Below are 21,270 nucleotides of genomic sequence, written 5' to 3' on the forward strand. Positions count from 1 at the left end.
CAATTCGTGCAATGCACTGGCAAAAAAGCCATGAGCAAACTCAATTCTAGCAGGTTCATTATTTTGTGCAGGAAAGTATTCAGGCTCTCCTTTGCTACGAACCAATATTACATTCTGATCAGAAAATAAAGTATTGAATAATTGGATAAGACACTCGGTAGCTAGTTGCTCGCTGTGTCCGGTTAATTGTAAGGTGTTATCAACAGCTTCGGAGCTGGATAGGTGGTGGTATTCATTTTTTAATATTTCTAAGTGTTTATACCTAGCAAACTCTAATGAGTTAATAGAGGTAGGTTTAATATTAAGCATCAGTTCTGTGAGGCGCTGCAGTAGTATTTTTGCTTCTAAAGGACAGAGCAAATTAGAAAAATCAGTTTTATTATTAAACGAGTTCATAAATAAGAGGCTAGTCAAATAAGTGATAAAATGGAAATTATGACTTTTTTATAAAAATAAAAAATAGGTCATATAAAATAGTATCAATATCAAAAATATTAACATACTAGCGCTAGCGTCATTTAGTGCTTTCCGTTAGTATGGCAGGCAATATTATACACCGTTTTGACGAATGAGGCCGCGCATGTCAAGCACTCCCGAAACTAAGCTTTCAGAATCTCACACTGACAACAAAAAAGTGCCTGTATCTACTGGTATGCCTGAGTACATCTCTTTAGACAAATGGGCAGACACTGGTTACGAATGGTCAGGAGACGTAGAGCCGAGCATTTTCAAACGTCTTGAGGCTATTCTGAGCACTGAGCATGAACAGAAGAAAATATCGATTAGTGCTGATTTATACCGCCATAACAATGTCTTACACTTGGCATTTACGTTGACGGGTAATGTTTGGTTGACTTGTCAGCGTTGTTTGCAGCCAGTGGCTATCGAATTATCTGATGATTATAATATTGCTCTACTCGAAAAAGAAAGCCAAGTGCGCTTGGTTGATGAAGAGCAAGATTATTTATTGCTTGAAGAAGTCATTACAGAGCAATCACCAGAGAGTTTATTGCCATTCAAGAAATTAGTTGAAGATGAAATTCTGCTGAAAACACCAATGGCACCCAAGCATGATGATTGTGAGATGATGGTAGAGCAGTTTGGTGAAATTCCAGAGGAAGAAGAAAGTGAGAATCCTTTCGCTGCTTTAGCCTCATTAAAAGGTAAGTTATAGCTTCACCAGAAAACAACTCATATATAAATGTACTACTTACTAGATTTGTGATACTTTTTATCAACTTTCTACAGAAGAGTGAGAGGCAGGGCTTTATTAATCCATTAAACATGCGTATAATGTCCGGTTTATTGCATTCTAGCAACGAGTTGCTTGCGGATAAAAGCTGACTAGACAAATTTGCTATAGCTTTTAGACGTAGTCAGCACTTTATGTAGGTGGCAATCTATTTAACTAATGATGCGTAAGACTTAGGTTGTTGTGATTATATAGCCTCTGTCAGTATCGATTAAAGCTGAATTTTAAGCTTATCCCTTTTAAGTATAGGAGCTATATCATGGCTGTTCAAAAAAGTCGTAAAAGCCGTTCTCGTCGTGACATGCGCCGTTCACACCATCGCATGGAAGTGGCTGAGCTGAGCATAGATGCTACTACTGGTGAAAAACATCGTCGTCATCACATGACAAAAGATGGTTTTTACCGTGGTCGTCAATTGTTTAAAGTAAGTCAAGATGCTTAATTTGTTTGCTGGTCAATAGCTAGTGCAAAAGTAATGATAGTACTGGTGACTATTATTACTTTTGTTTAGCTGTTATTCAGCAATGGATTTTGAGCTAAAGAAAGCCAAGTTATTTCGCTATCATATATTATGTAGCTAGATAACTTGGCTTTTTGCTATTATTTTTCAGAGTAAAAACGCAAATTTTTTTAGCTCTAGTTTTTGGTAAATATGAAAACGACCTGATACAATCTATGATTATAATTTTAGCGGTATTCTTTGCTGCACTTGTTTAGGTGTTGTCCGCTATAATAATAGACTGTGTCAGTGTATAGTTTACTGATAGTTCATTTTTCCAAATAAATAACGGAAGTAACGGCTGTGAGTCGTACCTAATAATATAACAAGTCTCGTTATTTTTAGGAGTATTTCCAATTAAATAAGGAATATTGGTTATGGCCTCTGTACCCGATATGGCAAACAAGCAGCCCATGCGGATTGCAATAATTTTCCCTGGACAAGGATCACAAGTCGTTGGTATGACTAGCGAGCTTGCTGAGACCTATCCAGAAATTCGTGATACTTTCACCGAAGCGAGCGAGGCACTGGGTGAGGATTTATGGGCAATCTGTCAAGATGAAGAAAAGCTCAATCAAACTCAATATACTCAGCCAGCATTACTGGTGGCTAGCATAGCAATTTGGCGTGTCTTACAACAAAAAATAACCACAAAACCTTGTTATTTAGCTGGTCACTCTTTAGGTGAGTATAGTGCGCTTTGTGCTGCTAATGTCATATCACTTGCTGATGCAGTAAAGTTGGTACATAAGCGTGGTCAACTAATGCAAGAGGCTGTTGTGGGTATTGATACGGCTATGGCGGCTGTATTAGGGCTTGAAGACAATCGGGTTGAAAACCTGTGTGAACAAGCAACTGAGCATGTTGATGATGCCATTGTTGGCGCAGCTAACTTCAATAGTCCAGGCCAAGTAGTGATATCAGGTAATACTATCGGTGTTAATGCAGTCATAGATAAAGTGCAAAATACTGGCAAGAAATCTATATCTCTAAAGGTCAGTGTCCCATCTCATTGTGCACTTATGGAGCCTGCAAGTAGTGCTTTGGCTGAAATATTGGCGGACATTAAGTTTGAATCAGCAGAGATTCCTGTTATTCAAAACCGTCATGCACGTGTCGAGACTAGTGCATTGGGTATCAAACAGGCCTTGACTGAGCAATTGAGCCAACCAGTATTATGGTCAAAAACGATGCAAGAGCTTGCTGACAAGCAAGTTAATACCTTAATAGAATGTGGCAGTGGCAACGTATTAAGTAATTTGGCCAAGCGTCAAGCACAACCAATTACTAGTTATCCTACCGATAAATCTGCCCGCCTTGAGAAGTTAATGGAGTTATTATCATGAGCCGTACGATTACATTAGTAACAGGCGCGAGCCGTGGTATTGGAAAGGCTGTTGCCAAACGCTTTGCTAAAGAAGGTCATTTCGTTATTGGCACAGCCACCACTGAGAAAGGTGCGGAGCTTATCAATAGTTATCTTCATGATAGTGGTGGTATTGGCCGCGTTTTAGATGTACGTGATACTGCGCAAATTGATAAGCTGTTTGAAGAGATTGAAAGCGTCTATGGTGCGGTACAAGTATTGGTTAATAATGCGGGTATCACGCAAGATGGACTACTCATGCGTATGAAAGATGAGGATTGGGAAAACGTCATCGATACCAATCTAACTTCGATTTATAGAATGAGTAAACGTGCAGTACGCGGAATGATGAAAGCACGCCGTGGTCGTATTATCAATATTACCTCTGTTGTTGCTCAGATGGGCAATGCGGGTCAATCTAACTATGCTGCTACCAAAGCAGGGGTGGAAGGCTTTAGCCGTACCCTAGCACGCGAAATCGGGTCTCGACAAGTTACGATCAATTGCGTCGCTCCAGGTTTGATCGAAACTGATATGACTGATGAGCTTGACGAACGCCTATTAAACTCGATGTTAGATGCTGTACCTATCAGCCGTTTGGGGCAGCCAGAAGACATCGCAGCCGCAGTATATTTCTTAGCCAGCGATGAGGCTAGCTACATCACAGGCGCGGTTATTCCTGTCAATGGTGGTATGTATATGTAAGTGACGCACAAGTGTTACATAGTGACAATAAAAAACTGTGTGAACGAGTGTAAACTATAATAAAGGGTGTTATAATGACGGACACTTTTAGGTCAAAGCCCTGTATTATAGCAAGGCTTGGCTAAACATGAGTCAAAACGTATAAGCTGTTATAAAGCATTCAGACAGCCAGGCTAATCTGAAAACCTCATTTTATATACAATACTATAGACTCTAACCGCAGAACTATAGTGATTTGTCAAAATAATAGATCAAAAAGGAGAAATCTACATGAGTAACGATACCGAGCTAAGAGTAAAGGCAGCAGTAGCTGAGCAATTAGGTATGAATGTTGAAGATATCAACAACGATGCTTCATTTATGGAAGACTTAGGAGCAGATTCACTAGACCTAGTTGAGTTGGTTATGTCATTTGAAAGCGATTTTGGCATTACTATTCCTGATGAAGATTCAGCAGAATTAACGACTGTTCAAAAAGCAATTGATTATGTACAAGCACAGCTATAATTTAATATAGCTGAGTCAGTTTTGTATCGCCGCTTATCTTAGTAGATAGGCGGTTTTTTTATGTCTATTATTTCTTATAAAAAGGATGTGTTTATTTGATTAGTGGCGATGTTAACATAAGCTACGTCACATAAACATTATTCAACATACGATTACTATCTACCATGCTGGATTTTACTTATAATCATAATAGTAAGTGAAAATGGTGATGCTAAGTGGCATTCATTATTAGAAAAATAAAGACTATTAAAATAATTAACGATACTTTAAGGAGTAAGTTTATGGGTATGTTCAGTTTTGCAAAAGACATCGGTGATAAGATTTTTAATCGAGATGAAGACAAACATGATGCAAAATCAGAAACCAAAGCAGAGGCTAATACACCAGTCAAAAGCAGTGAGCCCTCAGCGCAGTCGGTAGCAAATATTTTGCTGCGTCGTGTTCAGCAGCAGGATCTAAATATTAGTGAGCTAAAGATCAAATACAATGGCTCAACGGATACTGCTGAAATTAGTGGTAAGGCGAAGACACAAGCAGACCGCGAAAAAGCAATCATTGCTATTGGTAATGTACAGAATGTTGCGAAAGTAATTGATAATATTGATATCGAAGAAGACGCCCCTGAGTCAACGATGTACACAGTAAAGTCTGGCGATAATTTATCTAAAATTGCTAAAGAAGTTTATGGTTCAGCCAGTGATTATCTGAAAATATTTGAAGCCAATAAACCCATGCTGTCTGACCCAGATAAGATTTATCCAGGTCAAGTGTTGCGTATTCCTAAGCCATAACATTCATACTAAATAGCACAAAAACATGTGTCAAAAAAATGCCTCTTATGAATAAGAGGCATTTTTTGTTTAGATAGAAATTTATTTAGATAAAATAGTTCTAAGACGTAATCGTCTTTAATTTTTCTTGCTGCTCAGCTATGGCCCAAAGTATATGCTCATCAAGCATCTCATTATGCAGACCCAGTTTCGACTGTAATTGAGTAATGGTTTCTGTATTAGCATTTGCGTTTCCAAGGGCAATAGCAATATTACGTAAAAAATTCACATAACCGGTGCGTCTCAGTGGACTACCTTCGGTCTTTTTCATGAATTCAGCTTCTTGCCACTGCCACAGCTCCAATAAGCTACTGCTATCAAGATTATGCCGTGGTGCAAAGTCTTCTACAGGTGTGAGGTTGGCATAGCGATTCCAAGGACAGATAAGTTGGCAGTCATCACAACCGAAGACTCTGTTACCAATAGCACGGCGGTATTTTGTGTCAATAATACCATCGTGTTCAATCGTGAGGTAAGAGATACAGGCTGAGGCATTGAGCTGATAGGGTGCAACAATCGCTTGGGTAGGGCAGATATCAATACAAGCGCTACAACTACCACAATGCTCTTTAATAGGTTTGTCATCAGGCAACTTAAGACTGATAAATAGCTCACCCAAAACAAAAAATGAGCCTGCGTTTTTGTTGATGAGAAGTGTATGCTTTCCTGTCCAGCCAAGCCCCGCTGCGTCGGCAATAGGCCGCTCAAAAATAGGAGCAGAATCACTAAAAGGCCTAAAAATAAAATCTTGTTCTGATCCGATATCAAGATGCTGCCATTCAGGAAGCATGGCTTCTATTTTGAGTGCCAATTGTTTCAAACGACTACGCATCGTCTTATGATAATCACGCCCTCTAGCATAGCGCGCAATGATACCTTGATTGGGGTGGTCGTTGTCAGTAACCGTACGAGGTTTCGGGGCTTGGCTCAGGTAATCCATACGTACGCTAATAATGGTCTTTGCACCATCTACAAGCTGTTCAGGGTTTGCACGTAAATGATGATTATTATGCATAAACTGCAATTGCCCTTCATAACCTTTATCTAGCCATTGTTGCAATTTTATAATTTGTTTTGCAAATAAAGGATGATGCACGGATAGGAAACCGCAGTCAGCAAACCCTAAGTTTTGTGCTTGGGCTTTAATCCATTGTTTGACATCCACTGTGCTGGTAAACGCTAAGGTATTATTAACCATGATTTGATTGTCAGGCAGGTCATTGGATACTGGCGTAGTAGTCGCTTTCTTGGTTGTAGAAGTGGATGCGTTTGTTTTAGATGAATTATTCATGTGTGATAGCAGGTATTGATGTGAATACCGCTATGATAAGGCAGTGAGCTTATAGCGCAAGCATAAAAGAAAATAAACTTTCACTGAGATTGATACATAAATTGAAGTGAGCTTTTGCTAAGCTAATAATAGAGAAAGGTAAGTAGGTTTGAGTAATGGGCTTTTAAAGTAGTCTTGAAACAGACGAATGGCAATAGTTGAGGGTTAATCATGCAGGTAATAAATCATTTTTTAACAAGTCAAAAGAGAGTTATATCGCTCTATAGCAGTAAACAGCTTTACGCTATAGAGCAAGCATGGTTTGGTGAAGGTCATGATAGCTTTGGGTTAATGCAACAAGCGGCTTGGCAAATGACCCGACATATTGAACGGCTTTATGAGCAAAAATCTCTAGGTTCTCCTTCGCCCTCTACTAACTCTTCTTATCATCATACTGCTCAGTATCGAGTGAATGTTTGGGTCGGGAAAGGCAATAATGGTGGTGACGGTTGGTTAATTGCTTATTATCTACAGCAAGCTGGCTGGCAGGTACAAGTAATAACCGTTGGTTTCGATAATTATGATTTTGATATAAGTCGTCAGGCGAAAGTGTCCAATGCTGCAAGTCCAATAACTGAAGCAGGTAAGGCTATGAAAATAGCATTATCTGAAGGCTGCCCTTATCTACGATTTGAAGATCATAGTGACAGTCAAAGTAGTATAAATACAACCGCTCTTGAGTCTGATGTTTATATTGATGCACTATTTGGTATAGGCTTAGATCGTGCACCTCGTGGTATTTATAAGCAGGCAATTAGTGTTTTTAATCAACTATCTCAAAGAAATAATGTACTGGCTATCGCTGTGGATATTCCAAGTGGCTTGGTCGCTTCTACTGGTGAGGTGTTTGACCGAGTAGCGGTAGAAGCTGACGTGACTTTGTGCTTGATTGCACGCAAGTTTGGGTTGCATACCAAAGACGGTATGGATTATAGCGGACAGGTTATTGATATACCGTTGATACCATATAAAGTGAGTCATAAAGAATTTATACCTGTAGCCAAGCTGATGGCTACTGGACATGGTCTTAGTTCACGGCGTCAAAATAGCTATAAGGGCAGCTATGGTCATGTATTGATCATCGGTGGCAATCGTGTGGATGGATCACAAGGTATGGGCGGAGCCGCGATACTATCTGCTTCGAGTGCGATGGCGACAGGATCGGGTAAGATTACCGTTGCTTGTCATGAAGATTTTCATGGTGCGCTATTGACCTCGTTACCAGATGCAATGACTATTAATTTACATGATACTGTAGGTGTGCAGCGTTTAATTAGTGATGTCAGTGTGGTAGCGATTGGCATGGGGTTGGGTCGTGACGAAAAAGCACAATCCTTATTTATAAATTATATTCAAGCCGCAATAGTATCGAAAAAACCAATCGTTATCGATGCAGATGGACTCTATCATTTAGCAACACTACAGATGCAAAGCCATAAATTGGTCACTGATCTACGAGATTATAGCGTTGATAATGAGGTTAGACTGACACCGCATAGTGGTGAAATGGCTAGATTGCTGAATAAAACAATAACGGAGATAGAGTCAGATAGATTACATGCTATAAAGCAGTGTGCGGAGATGTATGGTGGAAACTGGGTGTTAAAAGGGGCAGGCTCGCTCATATTAGAGCAATGCTTAGATTCTATACAGGTTTATGTCTGCAGTGTAGGTAATGCTGGTATGGCAACGGCCGGTATGGGTGATGTGTTGTCTGGCATCGTTGCGGGATTATCTGCACAACAAGATCTGGCAAAAGAGATGCGCAGTTTGCATCAAGCAGTGCTTATACATGGTCTAGCAGGAGATATATTGATTAGCCAATCTCATCACTTTAATACTGAGCAGAACAACAGATTTTTGATAGGACAACGAGGGCTACAAGCTCAAGATATGCCTGTAGCCATTCGTCATACTATGGAGTTGATGATTGAAAAGTACTAATTAAACAGTACTAAGAGTTAAAAACTAGGTAGATGTGTTGGCACAGTATTGGTCAATTGCTTGCTGTACACGCTCACGTTTGAGTTCAATCTCACGACCGTCTAGATATTGACGTTGGCCATTGTCATCCATTTCATAGATACGTCCGCCAACGTTTAGGTTTGTCAAGTTGTTACGTAGTGATTGGCAGCGCTGAGCATTTTCCTGTGCATCTTGTTCTTTAAGGCGTGTTTCAAGTTCTGCGATTCGCTGTTCTTCTGCGCTTTGGGTATTATTGTTTTGATTAGGATCTGTTTTACCTGCCATTTCTCCAGCGTTGCTTCGTCTGCCGTCACTACGGAATTCGATTAGCTCAACATTTTTACCATTTTGCGGTTCATGTTGGCTATATTTTACTTCGCCATGGGTACCGATAGACTTATAAACCTGAACAGCCTGACTGGCATTCATTGACAGCATTAGCATACACGCTGCACTCATACTGACAAGTAGTTTGGCAGCAGTATTTTTCTTAGATGCATATGCCATTGTAGCAATCCTCTTAATTTAAAAAATAGTTGTGTATATATGTGTCAATATAACATTTTAGTGTGTGAATGGTACTAAAAATGTACCAGCATTTGATTCTAGCAAATAATCATTATGAATGCATATTATTTAATAACTAATAGTTAGGCATAGGCTTTAGAAGTTTTGCTTGACAATAGCGCGCAAAGCGTCGAATATAATAGCCGTTGATTGGTCAGTGAGCGGCTTTTATAATATTGCCGTGGCACTTGAAAGTGAAAACTACGGGTTACTTATCGGTAGCTTACGCAGTTTCGTTTTCTTTGTGATAATGATATAGAAAAAATAGCATGCATATAATGGTAGCTATTCAATACTATAGACATTGTCTCCGGACTTATCTGTCTACAATGACTAAGATAAACTTATTATTTAAATTACGCTAAGTAATAGCGTTAGCAATTGTATTAAGCATGGTACAAGATTGCGTGACAAGATTGCGTGACAAGATTGCGTGACAAGATTGCGTGACAAGATACTCTGAACGGACCTATTGTAATATTTAACGATATTGCATCGTACTATTGGTCATGAGGGTTAATTTGTCTATCGATTTTAATACCTCTGTATACATCCATATGTATACATCCATAAATGCTTGCTGATATTAATAATAAGCGTCTTTTATAGATGCACTCGCATCTTGTCACTGTACATCGATAAAGCCTTGTCATATAACTGACCTTACTATATTGCCGTGTTTGAGTAGCATGTTGTCTTAAAGGCAAGCTTACTGAAATATAGCGTGTACACATTCTTGATATGGATAAGTATTAGCAGTCATTTTTATGAGATGAATAACCATGTGTAAACATTGTTGTCTTCTTTGATAAAGTAATGCTACTTCTTGCCAAAAATAAAGGTGATGACAGTGACGCAAACCACGCAAAGTCCGAATATGACTGGACATACCCAAACGGGTAATGCCGCCAAAAATTTTGAAGAAAAACAACAACGCCTTGCTGAAGGTAGTCAGCAGCCTGTGATGCTGTCTGGTGCTGAGATGCTAGTGCAGGCGCTAACGGATGAAGGTGTCAAATACATCTTTGGTTATCCAGGCGGTGCTGTTCTTCATATCTATGATGCTTTATTCCAACAAGAGAATATTGAGCATGTTTTAGTGCGTCATGAGCAAGCAGCGGGTCACATGGCGGATGCTTATTCACGAGTAACTGGTCATACAGGTGTTGTATTGGCAACATCAGGTCCTGGTGCAACCAATACAGTGACTGCTATTGCTACTGCTTTTATGGATTCGGTACCGATGGTGGTTATCGCAGGTCAGGTACCAAGTAGCCTCATCGGTGAAGACGCCTTCCAAGAAACAGATATGGTTGGTGTCTCACGTCCTATCGTTAAGCATAGCTTTCAAGTGCGCCATGCTAGCGAAATCCCAATGATTGTCAAAAAAGCCTTTTATATTGCCCAATCTGGACGTCCAGGTCCTGTTGTTATTGATGTGCCAAAAGACATGACTGCACCTAGTGAAAAATTCGCGTATAAATATCCAGAAGAAGTATTTATACGCTCATATCAGCCGTCATTAAAAGGTCACAGTGGTCAAATCAAAAAAGCAGTAGAAACGCTATTAGCAGCCCAGCGCCCTGTTGTTTACGCTGGTGGTGGTGTGATTTGGAGCAAAGCTCACGAAGAGTTGACAGATCTTGCACATCGCCTAAATTTGCCAGTGACCAATACTTTGATGGGTCTTGGTACATTCCCTGGTTCTGATCGTCAGTTCTTAGGAATGTTGGGCATGCATGGTACGTACGAAGCCAATATGAGCATGCATCATGCTGACGTAATTTTGGCAGTAGGTGCACGCTTTGATGATCGCGTGACCAATAATGTCAAAAAATTCTGCCCTAATGCGACAATTATCCACATTGATATCGATCCTGCGTCGATTTCAAAAACTATTTTGGCGCATATTCCAATCGTTGGCGATGTAAAGTCAGTATTGACTGATATGTTAGATATCGTCGGTGATGACAAACAGCTTGAGCAGCATGCATTGCTAGACTGGTGGTCACAGATTAATGAATGGCGTAAGCGTCATGGTTTACGTTATGACACCAGTACAGATAATGGTATTAAGCCACAAAGTGTTGTACAAGCCCTAGATAAAGTGACTAACAGTAATGCTATTATCACCAGTGATGTCGGTCAGCATCAAATGTTTGCAGCGCTCTACTATACCTATAATGAGCCGCGTCAATGGTTGAACTCTGGTGGTCTTGGTACCATGGGTGTTGGTCTTCCGTATGCGATGGCAGCAAAGCTTGCCAATCCTGAGCGTGATGTGGTTTGTATTACTGGTGAAGGCTCTATTCAGATGAATATCCAAGAGCTGTCAACCTGCTTACAATATAATTTGCCTGTTAAAATTTTGAACCTGAATAATGCCCAGCTTGGTATGGTTAAGCAATGGCAGGACATGCTATATGAAGGTCGTCACGCACAGTCATATATGAATTCATTGCCAGACTTCGTTAAATTAGCCGAAAGCTATGGTCATGTAGGTATCAAGATTACTGATCCTGCAACGATGGAAGCACAACTAGCTGAAGCCATGGCTATGAAAGACAAACTGGTATTTATCGACGTTTATGTCGATCGTAATGAGCATGTGTATCCGATGCAAATTGCTGGACAGACAATGCGTGATATGTGGTTAACAAAAGGGGAGCGTACCTAATGCAACAACAACATCTGATTTCGGTATTGATGGAAAACGAAGCGGGTTCGTTGTCGCGTTTAGTCGGCTTGTTCTCACAACGTGGTTATAATATTGAGACGTTAAACGTCGCGCCTACCGATGATCCAAGTATTTCCCGTTTGACCGTGACCACCATTACATCACCTGAAAGAATTGAGCAAATCACAAAGCAATTGCATAAATTGATTGAAGTGGTTAAAGTGCTGAATCTATCAGAAAATGTACACATTGAGCGTGAATTGATGCTGATAAAAGTTCGAGCGACTGGTAGCGTGCGTGAAGAAATTAAGCGCAACGCAGATATTTTCCGTGCACAAATTGTCGATGTAAATGCCAACCTATATACGATTCAAATCGTTGGTGATAAAGCCAAGCTTGATGGTTTTATCGACGTGATTGGTCGTGAACGTATTATGGAAGTGGTACGCTCGGGTGTGATCGGTATTGCTCGTGGCGAAAAAACGTTAAGTATCTGATCAACGTAGTGCCCGACCAACTTAGCATTTAATAGAAATTTTATTTGGTTAAAATGTGTTTTTTAAATTAACATAACGCTTATCTTAGCTGGTGTTTTATAACATTAGCGACAGTATCTGCGTTTACTATCCATGGTTATCCATGATTGAGAAAAAGGACTGTATTTATGAACGTTTATTATGACAAAGATTGTGATCTATCGATTATCCAAGGCAAAAAAGTCGCTATTATTGGTTACGGTTCACAAGGTCATGCGCACGCGCTTAACCTACAAGATTCAGATGTTGATGTGACTGTTGGTTTACGTGCCAACTCTGGTTCATGGAAAAAAGCTGAAAATGCTGGTCTTAAAGTTTCTGAAGTAGAAGCAGCAGTACAAGCAGCTGATGTCGTTATGATTTTGACGCCTGATGAGTTCCAAAAAGAGCTTTATAACGATGTTATCGAACCAAACATCAAACAAGGTGCTACATTAGCATTTGCTCATGGTTTTGCCATTCACTACAACCAAGTCGTTCCACGTGATGATCTTGACGTAATCATGGTTGCACCAAAAGCACCAGGTCATACTGTACGTTCAGAATTCACTAAAGGCGGTGGTATTCCTGACCTTATCGCTGTCTACCAAGATGCTTCAGGTCAAGCCAAACAGTTAGCACTATCATATGCTGCTGGTGTTGGTGGTGGTCGTTCAGGTATCATCGAAACAACGTTTAAAGACGAAACTGAGACCGATCTATTTGGTGAGCAAGCCGTACTTTGTGGCGGTGCAGTAGAGCTTGTGAAAATGGGCTTTGAAACACTAACAGAAGCTGGCTATGCACCAGAAATGGCTTATTTTGAGTGTCTACATGAACTCAAGCTTATCGTTGATTTGATGTATGAAGGCGGTATCGCTGACATGAACTACTCAATCAGTAATAATGCTGAATACGGTGAGTACGTGACTGGTACAGAAGTTATCAACGAGCAATCACGTGAAGCAATGCGTAATGCACTGAAACGCATCCAGTCTGGTGAATATGCGAAGATGTTCATCTCTGAAGGCGCAACTAACTACCCATCTATGACAGCTCGCCGTCGTAACAATGCAGAGCATCCAATCGAAACCACAGGTGCCAAGCTACGTGGTATGATGCCATGGATTGGCGGTAATAAAATTATCGATAAAGACAAAAACTAAACTGATAGTCAGTTATAACAAATCTATTTAGTTTAAAAAAAGCCCACGTTATCTTTTGATAGCGTGGGCTTTTTTATGGGCTGTATTTACTCAATGTTTTTATCGTAAGCCGTTAGTGTGGGTTGAAAATTACTTATATTACCCAATATAAACAAGCTTAAGGTTAGTTGTTTGCCGTTTATTCAGTAAAAAACTGATCTTGTTTTGAGCTATTACATCAATCAAATGATTCGTTCATTTTTACTTTTCTATAGATTACAGGTTGTGTGTTGTGCAAATATCTTATCCTGACTGGCTAACGCCGCAATTCGTGTATATTACTCTTAGCGCTGTGGTAGCAGTTTTAATTTGGATAGAAGGAGAGATGCTTAAAAAGACAGGTGGAAAATTGCCTAAGTCTAAGTTTTTTCAAATTGGCTCATTTCTAGATACTACATGGTTCTTTGTTTCTGTGGTCGTTCTATACGTGATTGATTTGACACCCTTAGCTATCACCGTACCGGCTGCTTATGGCATCTATACAACCTTTGGCTGGGTATATGGAACACGCTTATTAAAACGTAAAGGTATCCCTGATTCTCCCAAAGACTTAGTGATACCAGATAAGTATATTGCCTATAGTCAGTCTTTTTCGCTCATATTTTTTGCGTTATGTCTGTTAGTGTTGAGCTCGCCTTGGTTACCTATTACTCAGTAGAAAACACCTTAAATTATTGCTATCATTTTTTTACTATAAGTACAGGTTGATATTTTTTTATTTTATATCAGTATCTTATATAACATAATATGAATTACATGAGTGTCAACAATGAGCTTAAATTTTTTACAAAAATCATCAATTTAACCTGTTGTGATTACTAAAAGCTGCTATAATCAAGATGTATCTGAAATATTTTAGGTAAAAATATTAAGTTATCTAAGGGTAATTTAGTGGTTTTGACTGTTGCATTGGGCAAAAAAATATTTGGATATATATCAATTAATCGGTGATGACACACGTCTCGCCAACAGTTAAAGAGTTAGGAAAATTTATGTCAGATAAAGTTGAAGGCACTGTAAAGTGGTTTAATGAAGCTAAAGGTTTTGGTTTTATCGCTCAAGACAATGGCGGACAAGACGTATTCGCTCACTACAGCGCTATCCAAGGTAATGGCTTCAAAACTCTAGCCGAAGGCCAAAAAGTGTCGTTCATCTTAGGTGATGGCAAAAAAGGTCCACAGGCTGAGCAAATCGAAGCTATCTAATCGCATCAGTTATTGAACTAACTGGGTTTCAGTCAGTTTGATTACTACAAGATTATCAATATGCATTGATTACTTTGTTGATTAAAACAATAAAAATACTGTCTCAATTTTAAAAAAAAGCAACCTCTTATCAGGTTGCTTTTTTTATATAATTTTTTTGGTAGTAATAAAGTGCTATTGATTTTGACGATGAGCATCGTCAGGTAATAATAAGAATTGATTTAATATAGATACAATAGATAAGGTTGTATTATGAAGTGGGAGAATTGGCTTTCAATTGACTGGCAACAAGTACTCGGAATCTCTTTATCTGCAGTAGGCTTTTACGTGGGGTTAATGTTATTTACTCGATTGATGGGCCTGCGCAGTTTTTCTAAGTTATCAAGCCATGATTTTGCAATGACAGTTGGTATTGGTAGTATATTGGCATCGACTGTATTGGCGGACAAGCCGTCTCTATTGCAAGGGCTGTTTGCGGTTGCAGTGCTATTTTTGATACAGGGTTTCATCTCAGTTATTAGACGAAACGTAAAGCCGTTGAAGTCCTTGATCGATAATCAAGCTATTATTCTGATGGCTCATGGCGAGTATTTAGACGATAACCTAAAAGAGGCAAGTCTTAGCACTAGTGATGTTCAGGAAGTTCTACGTAAAAATGGTATTAAAGCAAAAACAGAAGTGTTTGCCGTTATCATGGAAACCACAGGTGATATGAGCGTCATTAAGAATAATGATGTCGAACCTGACTGGTCTTTATTTGACGATATACGAGACAGTGAATTATTGATCGATTCTAATAAAAGGGATGAATCATAGATCTAAACCTACTAATTATTTTTATCCATTAACCTCAAAGAGGTAAATAATAACAAAATATTAAGTAATCTCAAGGCTGAGAATGCTATAAAGGTACGAGCATTTAAGGGTGTTCATCTATAAAATTCGTAGAATAAAGTGCTTATAGAGTGTTTGTTATAGAATGTTGACAAATTTATGACGCATTATTCACGGCGTTGTCTTGACCTTATCTGCCTGCTGACGCAAGATACATAAGTCTGATAATAACGGTTGGCCTAGCTTTAGCAGATTTCATTAGTAAGGAATACAATGCTAATATGTGGTTAGATATTGGCTCATCTTTCTTAGTTAACAATATTCTGTTGATGTAGTAATAACCTTGAGCAGTATTTTGAACGACAATTTGAACCACAACGAACCTTTGGTTCTTAACTGATAATTCTTAACTCATAACATTAATAAACGAGGAACGTATGAAAGCATTAGTAGCGGTCAAGCGTGTCATTGATTATAACGTAAAAGTTCGTGTAAAAGCCGATAACTCTGGCGTTGACTTGTCAAACACTAAAATGTCAATTAACCCTTTTGATGAAATCGCAGTAGAAGAAGCGGTTCGTCTAAAAGAAGCGGGTGTGATTGATGAAATTATTGTTGCTTCAATTGGCCCAAAAGAATCACAAGAGCAGATTCGTGCAGCCCTAGCGCTAGGTGCTGATCGTGGTGTATTAGTAGTAAGTGACGAGAAACCATATCCATTACAAGTTGCCAAAATTCTAAAAAATATCGCTGAATCTGAAGCTACTGATATTATCCTATTGGGTAAGCAAGCGATTGATGATGACAACAACCAAACTGGTCAGATGCTAGCAGCATTAATGGGTATCGGTCAGGGTACGTTTGCATCAGAAGTGAAGGTTGAAGGCGACAAAGTAAATGTGACTCGTGAAATTGATGGCGGGCTGCAAACAGTTGCGCTTGACTTGCCCGCAGTTATCACGACTGATCTACGTTTAAATGAGCCACGTTATGCAAAGCTGCCTAACATCATGAAAGCGAAGAAAAAACCACTCGATGAAAAAACACCAGCTGATTTTGGTGTTGATATGACCTCTAAGCAAGAGATTGTTAAAGTTGTGCCACCTGCTGAACGTCAAGCTGGTATTACAGTGGGTTCAGTGGATGAGTTGGTTGAGAAGCTAAAAAATGAAGCTAAAGTAATTTAATACTTCACTACGGCATATCATGTGCAGAGTTATCTGTTTGGATTGATTTGGTATTCTCTACATCAGCAACTTTGTACACAGACAACATCATGACGTGAATAGACGATACGAATAAAAAAGGATTAGAACCATGGCAATTTTGGTATATGCAGAACATGACAATGCCAGTCTAAAAAAGGCAACTTTGAACACCATCGCTGCTGCTAAGCAAATAGGCGATGACATCCATGTATTGGTTGCCGGTAATGCTGCACAAGCAGCGGCTGATGAAGCGGCTAAAGCGGAAGGCGTGACTAAAGTACTATTGGCTGACAACGCTGCTTATGAGCATCAGTTGGCGGGTAATATCGCATTATTGGTTGCTGATGTCGCTGGCGATTATAGCCATATCATAGCGGCTGCGACCACTACTGGCAAAAACTTCATGCCACGCGTTGCAGCTTTACTTGATGTAAGCATGTTGTCTGAAGTTTCAGGTGTGGTAGATGCGCAAACGTTTGAGCGTCCTATCTATGCAGGTAATGCGACAGCAACGGTTAAGACTACAGAAGATAAAGTAGTATTGACTGTACGTACTACAGCCTTTGATCCAGTTGCAAGCGAAGGTGGTACGGCGACTGTTGAGGCGCTTGATACGGTTAAAGAGCTTGGTAAATCAAGTTTTGTAAATGAAGAAATGGCTAAGTCTGATCGTCCAGAATTGACATCAGCCAGTATTGTGGTTTCTGGTGGTCGTGCGTTAGCAAATGGTGAGAACTTCACTAAATACATCGAGCCATTGGCTGACAAACTTGGTGCTGCTGTTGGTGCATCACGTGCTGCAGTTGATGCAGGCTACGTACCAAACGATATGCAAGTTGGTCAAACAGGTAAAATCGTTGCGCCAGATCTATATATCGCAGCAGGTATTTCAGGTGCTATTCAGCATTTAGCGGGTATGAAAGACTCTAAAGTCATCGTTGCTATCAATAATGACCCAGAAGCACCTATCGCTAGCGTTGCAGATTACTTTTTAGAAGCTGATTTGTTTGATGCATTGCCTGAGCTTACTAGTAAGGTTTAATGTATATTCAAAGAACTACTAAACCGCTACGGCTTTACCCTTCTTAGATGTACTATTTGTACAATCTGCAGTCGGCTGCCTTGTATCTGTTTTAGACTTCTTTGACTATTATCAGTAGTAGGTGAATAATAAGAAACCCACTATCAGTTGATAGTGGGTTTTTTGTTGCTTAATAGATGATAAGGCTTTAATGTTAGTTGCACATGAATGCTAAGAGTAGTTTCTTTGACGCAAGGTCTCATACAGACATAAGGAGCCTGCAATGGCTACGTTTAGACTTTCTTGCCCATTGGGCTGCGGCAGCGCAATGGGTGTGGCGCACTGCATTAATTCATCGCAGACGCCTTGACCTTCATGACCCATAATCCAAGCCACAGGTGCAGATAGATTATGATCATAAATTAAAGTGTCTGTATGCGAGCTAGTCGCCAAAAGTGGTACTTGTACTTGATCTAGAATATCCTGAGTACTCAAGCCTTCATAAATAGTTAGTGCAAACTGTGCCCCCATACCTGCTCGCAATGTTTTAGGTGACCAAGCTTGAGCGGTAGCACTGGTACATAGGATGTTTCGAATACCAACAGCTGCTGCTGTACGTAGTAGCGTGCCAACATTGCCGCTGTCTTGCACGTCATTTAGGATTAAGCAGTCCTCATTAATCATGGTCAAGCTAGGCTCAGGTACCTTGATGACTGCCATAATATCGATGCCGGTACCTAAGCTTCGAATACTGCTATAGAGCGAATCTGAAAGCGTCAAAATAGGTGTATAGGTCGGTAGGCGAGACAATACCTGCTGCACTTCAGAATGATTATATGCTGATTCAGCCAGTAGTATTTGAGCGAATGGATAGTCGCTACGCAGCGCAGCATCGATGAGATGGACACCTTCGATGACTGTCTGGCCGTTTTTTTTACGCTGGCGTGCTTGTGTCAATAACGCCTTAACCAGCTTGACCGTTGTATTTTTATCTGAGGTAATCAGCTCGGTGGGGTTTGCTACCATAGTAGTTCACTTAGAAAAAAATATAGAGAGTGTAAACAATCAGTATATAACGACATCGATAGTAAGTTTTATACTGATTGTTTTTAGATTGGTTAGGCTGACTTATTTGTCAGTATAATTTACATGTAAATCTTTAACGTAATCGACTTCGTTTTTGCTACCGAGCACCACAGGAACACGTTGATGAATATCAGTCGGATCAATATCTAAAATACGATTAACGGCATCGGTAGCACCGCCGCCAGCACGTTCAATCAATAGACTCATTGGATTGGCTTCATACATCAACCGTAACTTTCCTGCTTTGTGAGCGTATTTGGTATCAAATGGATAAGTAAATAGACCGCCGCGGCATAAGATGCGATGTACATCACCTACCATAGCAGCGACCCAGCGCGTATTGAAATCGCGACCACGTACGCCCGCTTCACCAGCGATCAGCTCATCGATATACTGTTGCATCGGTGCGCGCCAATAACGGTAGTTTGAGGCATTGATAGCATATTCACTGGTATCGGCATCAATTTGCACATTGTCTTCTATGAGCACATAATCCCCTGTATCAGGATCCAAACTAAACATCACGACGTGGTCAGTTATCGTTAGCGCAAGTACGGTAGAGGTGCTATATAGTAAATAACCTGCGGCCAGTTGTTGATTGCCTGCTTGCAAGAAATCACTGTTTTCGCTAGTTTGACCTTGGCGCTGATAAGGTAAGACAGAAAAGATAGTACCAACAGCCATATTGATGTCAATATTTGACGAACCATCAAGTGGATCAAACAATACTAATAAACTACCGTCTGCATTGGCAGGGGTGGCATTGTCTAGCTCTTCTGATGCAACACCCGCACAATGTGTGTTTTTTGCTAGGGCATCTAATAATAAATCATTGGCCAGTACGTCTAGTTTTTTTTGATCTTCACCTTGGATGTTTTGATTACCAGCTTCGCCTAAGATATCTGCTAAGGCTCCTTTTCTAAGCAGTTGTGAAATGGTCTTACCGACATTAGTAACAGTCGTAATGACATCATTGAGTGCGGGCGTGGTGGCATGATTGTCTAGATAATTTGCTAAGGTCGTCATAAAGCTTCCTAATAAACGAGTTTGATAAAGAGTATTGAGCATAAAAGAGCAGAGAGTGTGCAGCGTATTTTAAATTGATAAAATTTTAAATAGCGATACCGTGTCTTTGTCCTGACCATAAAATCAGCTACACTATATGTATTATTCATTGATGTTTTTGCTAAGCTTGTTTGCAGCAGTAGTCACTACAACGCGATTAATATTGTCTAGCAGGCTGATAATTTTGTTTTATAGGACTTGTGCTATTGGGGTAAATTGTAGCAAATAAGCATCAGAATGTCCTTGTATCTATGTATATCCACGATAAATGCTCGAACAAAAATGAATAAATGATTAATATAGACTCACATAAACTCATAATAAAGACTCGCCCTTATGTCAAATTCTATCGATAGCAGCGCAATACATACGATCTCACCAACTGACTACGCAAAATTCGATCCCAATACCATTCACCAAAAGCTCAATACCTCACTGAGTCGTCCTCAGCTCAATACTGATGGTAGTATCCGTCATTTTTTGGGTGTGGAAGGTCTTAATAAAGAACAGTTACAAGCAATTATTGCAAAAGCAGAGACGTTTTTTGATGATAATGGGCAACTGATCAACCGTCCTGAGTTAGAAGGCTGTACGGTGATGAATTTATTTTTTGAGCCGTCAACACGTACACGCACGACTTTTGAAGTGGCGGAAAAACGTCTGGGTGCCAACGTGCTGAATATCGACATCGAACGCTCTAGCACCAAAAAAGGCGAGAGCCTACGTGATACTTTGTGGAACTTGCAAGCCATGACTGCGGATATTTTTGTGGTACGGCATTCAGCATCAGGCGCTGCTCATTTTATGGCGACTGAAGTGACTCCTAATATTGCCATTATTAATGGCGGTGATGGCTGGCATGCCCATCCAACGCAAGGCATGCTTGATATGCTGACGATTCACCGTGAAGCACCGCGCCCCTTTGAAGAGCTATCAGTGGCTATCGTCGGTGATATAAAGCATTCTCGGGTCGCACGCTCTGATATCAGTGCGCTACAGACTTTGGGGGTTAAAGACATTCGTGTCTGTGCGCCGCGCACTTTATTGCCTAAAGGTATTGAACGTTTTGGTGTGAAGGTTTATGAAGATATGAATGAGTGTGTGACTGACTGTGATGTCATTATGGGACTGAGGATTCAAAATGAGCGTATTGGCTCACCATTGCTAGCATCGTCAAGTGAATATTATAAGCATTATGGTATTACACCAGAGCGCGTGGCACTTGCTAAACCTGATGCATTGGTTATGCACCCAGGACCAATGAACCGCGGTGTTGAGATCGCTTCAAGCGTGGCTGATGGCGCACAGTCTGTGATTTTAAAGCAGGTAAATAATGGCATTGCTATTCGTATGGCGGTATTGTCACTTGCGATGGCAGGTCAACGTGCTCATCAAGCTGCTAGCAAATAATATTCTCTCACGCTATTTTATTC

21 protein-coding genes are annotated in these 21,270 nt (G+C 40.1%); 16 read left to right on the forward strand and 5 right to left on the reverse strand.

Annotated elements, in window-relative coordinates; all coding sequences use genetic code 11:
* On the reverse strand, nucleotides 1–396 hold a 396-nt coding region (locus tag ACT3RN_RS06060), incomplete at its 3' end, for an elongation factor P hydroxylase (RefSeq protein ID WP_444518521.1).
* 184 nt (nucleotides 397–580) lie between these two features.
* On the opposite strand from ACT3RN_RS06060, the gene ACT3RN_RS06065 reads away from it, so the two are divergent.
* The 6 genes from ACT3RN_RS06065 to lysM all read left to right on the forward strand — a co-directional run bounded on the left by ACT3RN_RS06065 (nucleotide 581) and on the right by lysM (nucleotide 5,120).
* Nucleotides 581–1,174: a YceD family protein gene (locus ACT3RN_RS06065; protein ID WP_192518001.1), complete on the forward strand. Its 594-nt coding sequence runs from the start codon at nucleotides 581–583 to the stop codon at nucleotides 1,172–1,174.
* 337 nt (nucleotides 1,175–1,511) lie between these two features.
* On the forward strand, nucleotides 1,512–1,694 hold the full coding sequence (rpmF, locus tag ACT3RN_RS06070; protein ID WP_068408434.1) for a 50S ribosomal protein L32: 183 nt from the start codon (nucleotides 1,512–1,514) through the stop codon (nucleotides 1,692–1,694).
* A 434-nt stretch (nucleotides 1,695–2,128) separates the two neighbouring features.
* Nucleotides 2,129–3,097: an ACP S-malonyltransferase gene (fabD, locus tag ACT3RN_RS06075; RefSeq protein ID WP_192518000.1), complete on the forward strand. Its 969-nt coding sequence runs from the start codon at nucleotides 2,129–2,131 to the stop codon at nucleotides 3,095–3,097.
* Nucleotides 3,088–3,822, forward strand: a complete 735-nt coding sequence (fabG, locus tag ACT3RN_RS06080; RefSeq protein ID WP_318779500.1) for a 3-oxoacyl-ACP reductase FabG — start codon at nucleotides 3,088–3,090, stop codon at nucleotides 3,820–3,822. Before fabD ends, fabG begins: the two co-directional genes overlap by 10 nt.
* A gap of 270 nt (nucleotides 3,823–4,092) precedes the next feature.
* Nucleotides 4,093–4,329, forward strand: a complete 237-nt coding sequence (acpP, locus tag ACT3RN_RS06085; protein ID WP_025652201.1) for an acyl carrier protein — start codon at nucleotides 4,093–4,095, stop codon at nucleotides 4,327–4,329.
* A 281-nt stretch (nucleotides 4,330–4,610) separates the two neighbouring features.
* Nucleotides 4,611–5,120, forward strand: coding sequence for a peptidoglycan-binding protein LysM (gene lysM / locus ACT3RN_RS06090; protein WP_192517998.1), 510 nt, complete (start codon nucleotides 4,611–4,613; stop codon nucleotides 5,118–5,120).
* Between the two features lie 100 nt (nucleotides 5,121–5,220).
* On the opposite strand, the gene queG is transcribed toward lysM, so the two are convergent.
* Nucleotides 5,221–6,450: a tRNA epoxyqueuosine(34) reductase QueG gene (gene queG / locus ACT3RN_RS06095; RefSeq protein WP_192517997.1), complete on the reverse strand. Its 1,230-nt coding sequence runs from the start codon at nucleotides 6,448–6,450 to the stop codon at nucleotides 5,221–5,223.
* Between the two features lie 210 nt (nucleotides 6,451–6,660).
* Here queG and ACT3RN_RS06100 point away from each other — a divergent pair, with 210 nt between their 5' ends.
* A complete protein-coding gene (locus ACT3RN_RS06100; protein WP_192517996.1) occupies nucleotides 6,661–8,433 on the forward strand; it encodes an NAD(P)H-hydrate dehydratase in 1,773 nt (590 codons plus the stop codon).
* Nucleotides 8,434–8,457: 24 nt separating this feature from the next.
* On the opposite strand, the gene ACT3RN_RS06105 is transcribed toward ACT3RN_RS06100, so the two are convergent.
* Nucleotides 8,458–8,961, reverse strand: coding sequence for a DUF4124 domain-containing protein (locus ACT3RN_RS06105; RefSeq protein ID WP_192517995.1), 504 nt, complete (start codon nucleotides 8,959–8,961; stop codon nucleotides 8,458–8,460).
* A 1,024-nt stretch (nucleotides 8,962–9,985) separates the two neighbouring features.
* On the opposite strand from ACT3RN_RS06105, the gene ACT3RN_RS06110 reads away from it, so the two are divergent.
* The 8 genes from ACT3RN_RS06110 to ACT3RN_RS06145 all read left to right on the forward strand — a co-directional run bounded on the left by ACT3RN_RS06110 (nucleotide 9,986) and on the right by ACT3RN_RS06145 (nucleotide 17,707).
* Nucleotides 9,986–11,698 (forward strand): acetolactate synthase 3 large subunit, encoded by a 1,713-nt coding sequence (locus tag ACT3RN_RS06110; protein WP_225739044.1) that lies wholly within the window; start codon nucleotides 9,986–9,988, stop codon nucleotides 11,696–11,698.
* Nucleotides 11,698–12,195, forward strand: coding sequence for an acetolactate synthase small subunit (gene ilvN / locus ACT3RN_RS06115; protein WP_192517994.1), 498 nt, complete (start codon nucleotides 11,698–11,700; stop codon nucleotides 12,193–12,195). Before ACT3RN_RS06110 ends, ilvN begins: the two co-directional genes overlap by 1 nt.
* A gap of 167 nt (nucleotides 12,196–12,362) precedes the next feature.
* Nucleotides 12,363–13,379: a ketol-acid reductoisomerase gene (gene ilvC / locus ACT3RN_RS06120; RefSeq protein ID WP_192517993.1), complete on the forward strand. Its 1,017-nt coding sequence runs from the start codon at nucleotides 12,363–12,365 to the stop codon at nucleotides 13,377–13,379.
* Between the two features lie 271 nt (nucleotides 13,380–13,650).
* Entirely contained in the window at nucleotides 13,651–14,076 is a 426-nt protein-coding gene (locus ACT3RN_RS06125) for a hypothetical protein (RefSeq protein ID WP_192517992.1), read from the forward strand.
* 334 nt (nucleotides 14,077–14,410) lie between these two features.
* The gene (locus ACT3RN_RS06130) at nucleotides 14,411–14,623 is read left to right on the forward strand and encodes a cold-shock protein (protein ID WP_057758834.1); all 213 of its coding nucleotides are present in this window, start codon (nucleotides 14,411–14,413) and stop codon (nucleotides 14,621–14,623) included.
* Between the two features lie 252 nt (nucleotides 14,624–14,875).
* Nucleotides 14,876–15,439, forward strand: coding sequence for a DUF421 domain-containing protein (locus ACT3RN_RS06135; RefSeq protein ID WP_192517991.1), 564 nt, complete (start codon nucleotides 14,876–14,878; stop codon nucleotides 15,437–15,439).
* 455 nt (nucleotides 15,440–15,894) lie between these two features.
* Nucleotides 15,895–16,644 (forward strand): electron transfer flavoprotein subunit beta/FixA family protein, encoded by a 750-nt coding sequence (locus tag ACT3RN_RS06140; protein WP_192517990.1) that lies wholly within the window; start codon nucleotides 15,895–15,897, stop codon nucleotides 16,642–16,644.
* Nucleotides 16,645–16,774: 130 nt separating this feature from the next.
* Entirely contained in the window at nucleotides 16,775–17,707 is a 933-nt protein-coding gene (locus ACT3RN_RS06145; RefSeq protein ID WP_192517989.1) for an FAD-binding protein, read from the forward strand.
* A gap of 210 nt (nucleotides 17,708–17,917) precedes the next feature.
* On the opposite strand, the gene ACT3RN_RS06150 is transcribed toward ACT3RN_RS06145, so the two are convergent.
* Entirely contained in the window at nucleotides 17,918–18,712 is a 795-nt protein-coding gene (locus tag ACT3RN_RS06150; protein WP_192517988.1) for a TrmH family RNA methyltransferase, read from the reverse strand.
* Between the two features lie 102 nt (nucleotides 18,713–18,814).
* The gene (locus ACT3RN_RS06155; RefSeq protein ID WP_192517987.1) at nucleotides 18,815–19,798 is read right to left on the reverse strand and encodes a class 1 fructose-bisphosphatase; all 984 of its coding nucleotides are present in this window, start codon (nucleotides 19,796–19,798) and stop codon (nucleotides 18,815–18,817) included.
* 375 nt (nucleotides 19,799–20,173) lie between these two features.
* On the opposite strand from ACT3RN_RS06155, the gene ACT3RN_RS06160 reads away from it, so the two are divergent.
* Complete coding sequence (locus ACT3RN_RS06160) at nucleotides 20,174–21,247, forward strand: aspartate carbamoyltransferase catalytic subunit (protein WP_192517986.1); 1,074 nt, start codon at nucleotides 20,174–20,176, stop codon at nucleotides 21,245–21,247.
* Nucleotides 21,248–21,270 lie beyond the last annotated feature (23 nt).

Source organism: Psychrobacter sp. AOP5-GZ1-6 (genome assembly GCF_052376345.1).
GTDB lineage: Bacteria > Pseudomonadota > Gammaproteobacteria > Pseudomonadales > Moraxellaceae > Psychrobacter.

What these genes read in the sequence shown, in the direction of transcription:
- ACT3RN_RS06065 (WP_192518001.1), top strand. Translation starts at nt 581, where the DNA reads ATGTCAAGCACTCCCGAAACTAAGCTTTCAGAATCTCACACTGACAAC.
- rpmF (WP_068408434.1), top strand. Translation starts at nt 1,512, where the DNA reads ATGGCTGTTCAAAAAAGTCGTAAAAGCCGTTCTCGTCGTGACATGCGC.
- fabD (WP_192518000.1), top strand. Translation starts at nt 2,129, where the DNA reads ATGGCCTCTGTACCCGATATGGCAAACAAGCAGCCCATGCGGATTGCA.
- acpP (WP_025652201.1), top strand. Translation starts at nt 4,093, where the DNA reads ATGAGTAACGATACCGAGCTAAGAGTAAAGGCAGCAGTAGCTGAGCAA.
- lysM (WP_192517998.1), top strand. Translation starts at nt 4,611, where the DNA reads ATGGGTATGTTCAGTTTTGCAAAAGACATCGGTGATAAGATTTTTAAT.
- queG (WP_192517997.1), bottom strand. Translation starts at nt 6,450, where the DNA reads ATGAATAATTCATCTAAAACAAACGCATCCACTTCTACAACCAAGAAA.
- ACT3RN_RS06100 (WP_192517996.1), top strand. Translation starts at nt 6,661, where the DNA reads ATGCAGGTAATAAATCATTTTTTAACAAGTCAAAAGAGAGTTATATCG.
- ACT3RN_RS06105 (WP_192517995.1), bottom strand. Translation starts at nt 8,961, where the DNA reads ATGGCATATGCATCTAAGAAAAATACTGCTGCCAAACTACTTGTCAGT.
- ACT3RN_RS06110 (WP_225739044.1), top strand. Translation starts at nt 9,986, where the DNA reads ATGCTGTCTGGTGCTGAGATGCTAGTGCAGGCGCTAACGGATGAAGGT.
- ilvN (WP_192517994.1), top strand. Translation starts at nt 11,698, where the DNA reads ATGCAACAACAACATCTGATTTCGGTATTGATGGAAAACGAAGCGGGT.
- ilvC (WP_192517993.1), top strand. Translation starts at nt 12,363, where the DNA reads ATGAACGTTTATTATGACAAAGATTGTGATCTATCGATTATCCAAGGC.
- ACT3RN_RS06130 (WP_057758834.1), top strand. Translation starts at nt 14,411, where the DNA reads ATGTCAGATAAAGTTGAAGGCACTGTAAAGTGGTTTAATGAAGCTAAA.
- ACT3RN_RS06135 (WP_192517991.1), top strand. Translation starts at nt 14,876, where the DNA reads ATGAAGTGGGAGAATTGGCTTTCAATTGACTGGCAACAAGTACTCGGA.
- ACT3RN_RS06140 (WP_192517990.1), top strand. Translation starts at nt 15,895, where the DNA reads ATGAAAGCATTAGTAGCGGTCAAGCGTGTCATTGATTATAACGTAAAA.
- ACT3RN_RS06145 (WP_192517989.1), top strand. Translation starts at nt 16,775, where the DNA reads ATGGCAATTTTGGTATATGCAGAACATGACAATGCCAGTCTAAAAAAG.
- ACT3RN_RS06150 (WP_192517988.1), bottom strand. Translation starts at nt 18,712, where the DNA reads ATGGTAGCAAACCCCACCGAGCTGATTACCTCAGATAAAAATACAACG.
- ACT3RN_RS06155 (WP_192517987.1), bottom strand. Translation starts at nt 19,798, where the DNA reads ATGACGACCTTAGCAAATTATCTAGACAATCATGCCACCACGCCCGCA.
- ACT3RN_RS06160 (WP_192517986.1), top strand. Translation starts at nt 20,174, where the DNA reads ATGTCAAATTCTATCGATAGCAGCGCAATACATACGATCTCACCAACT.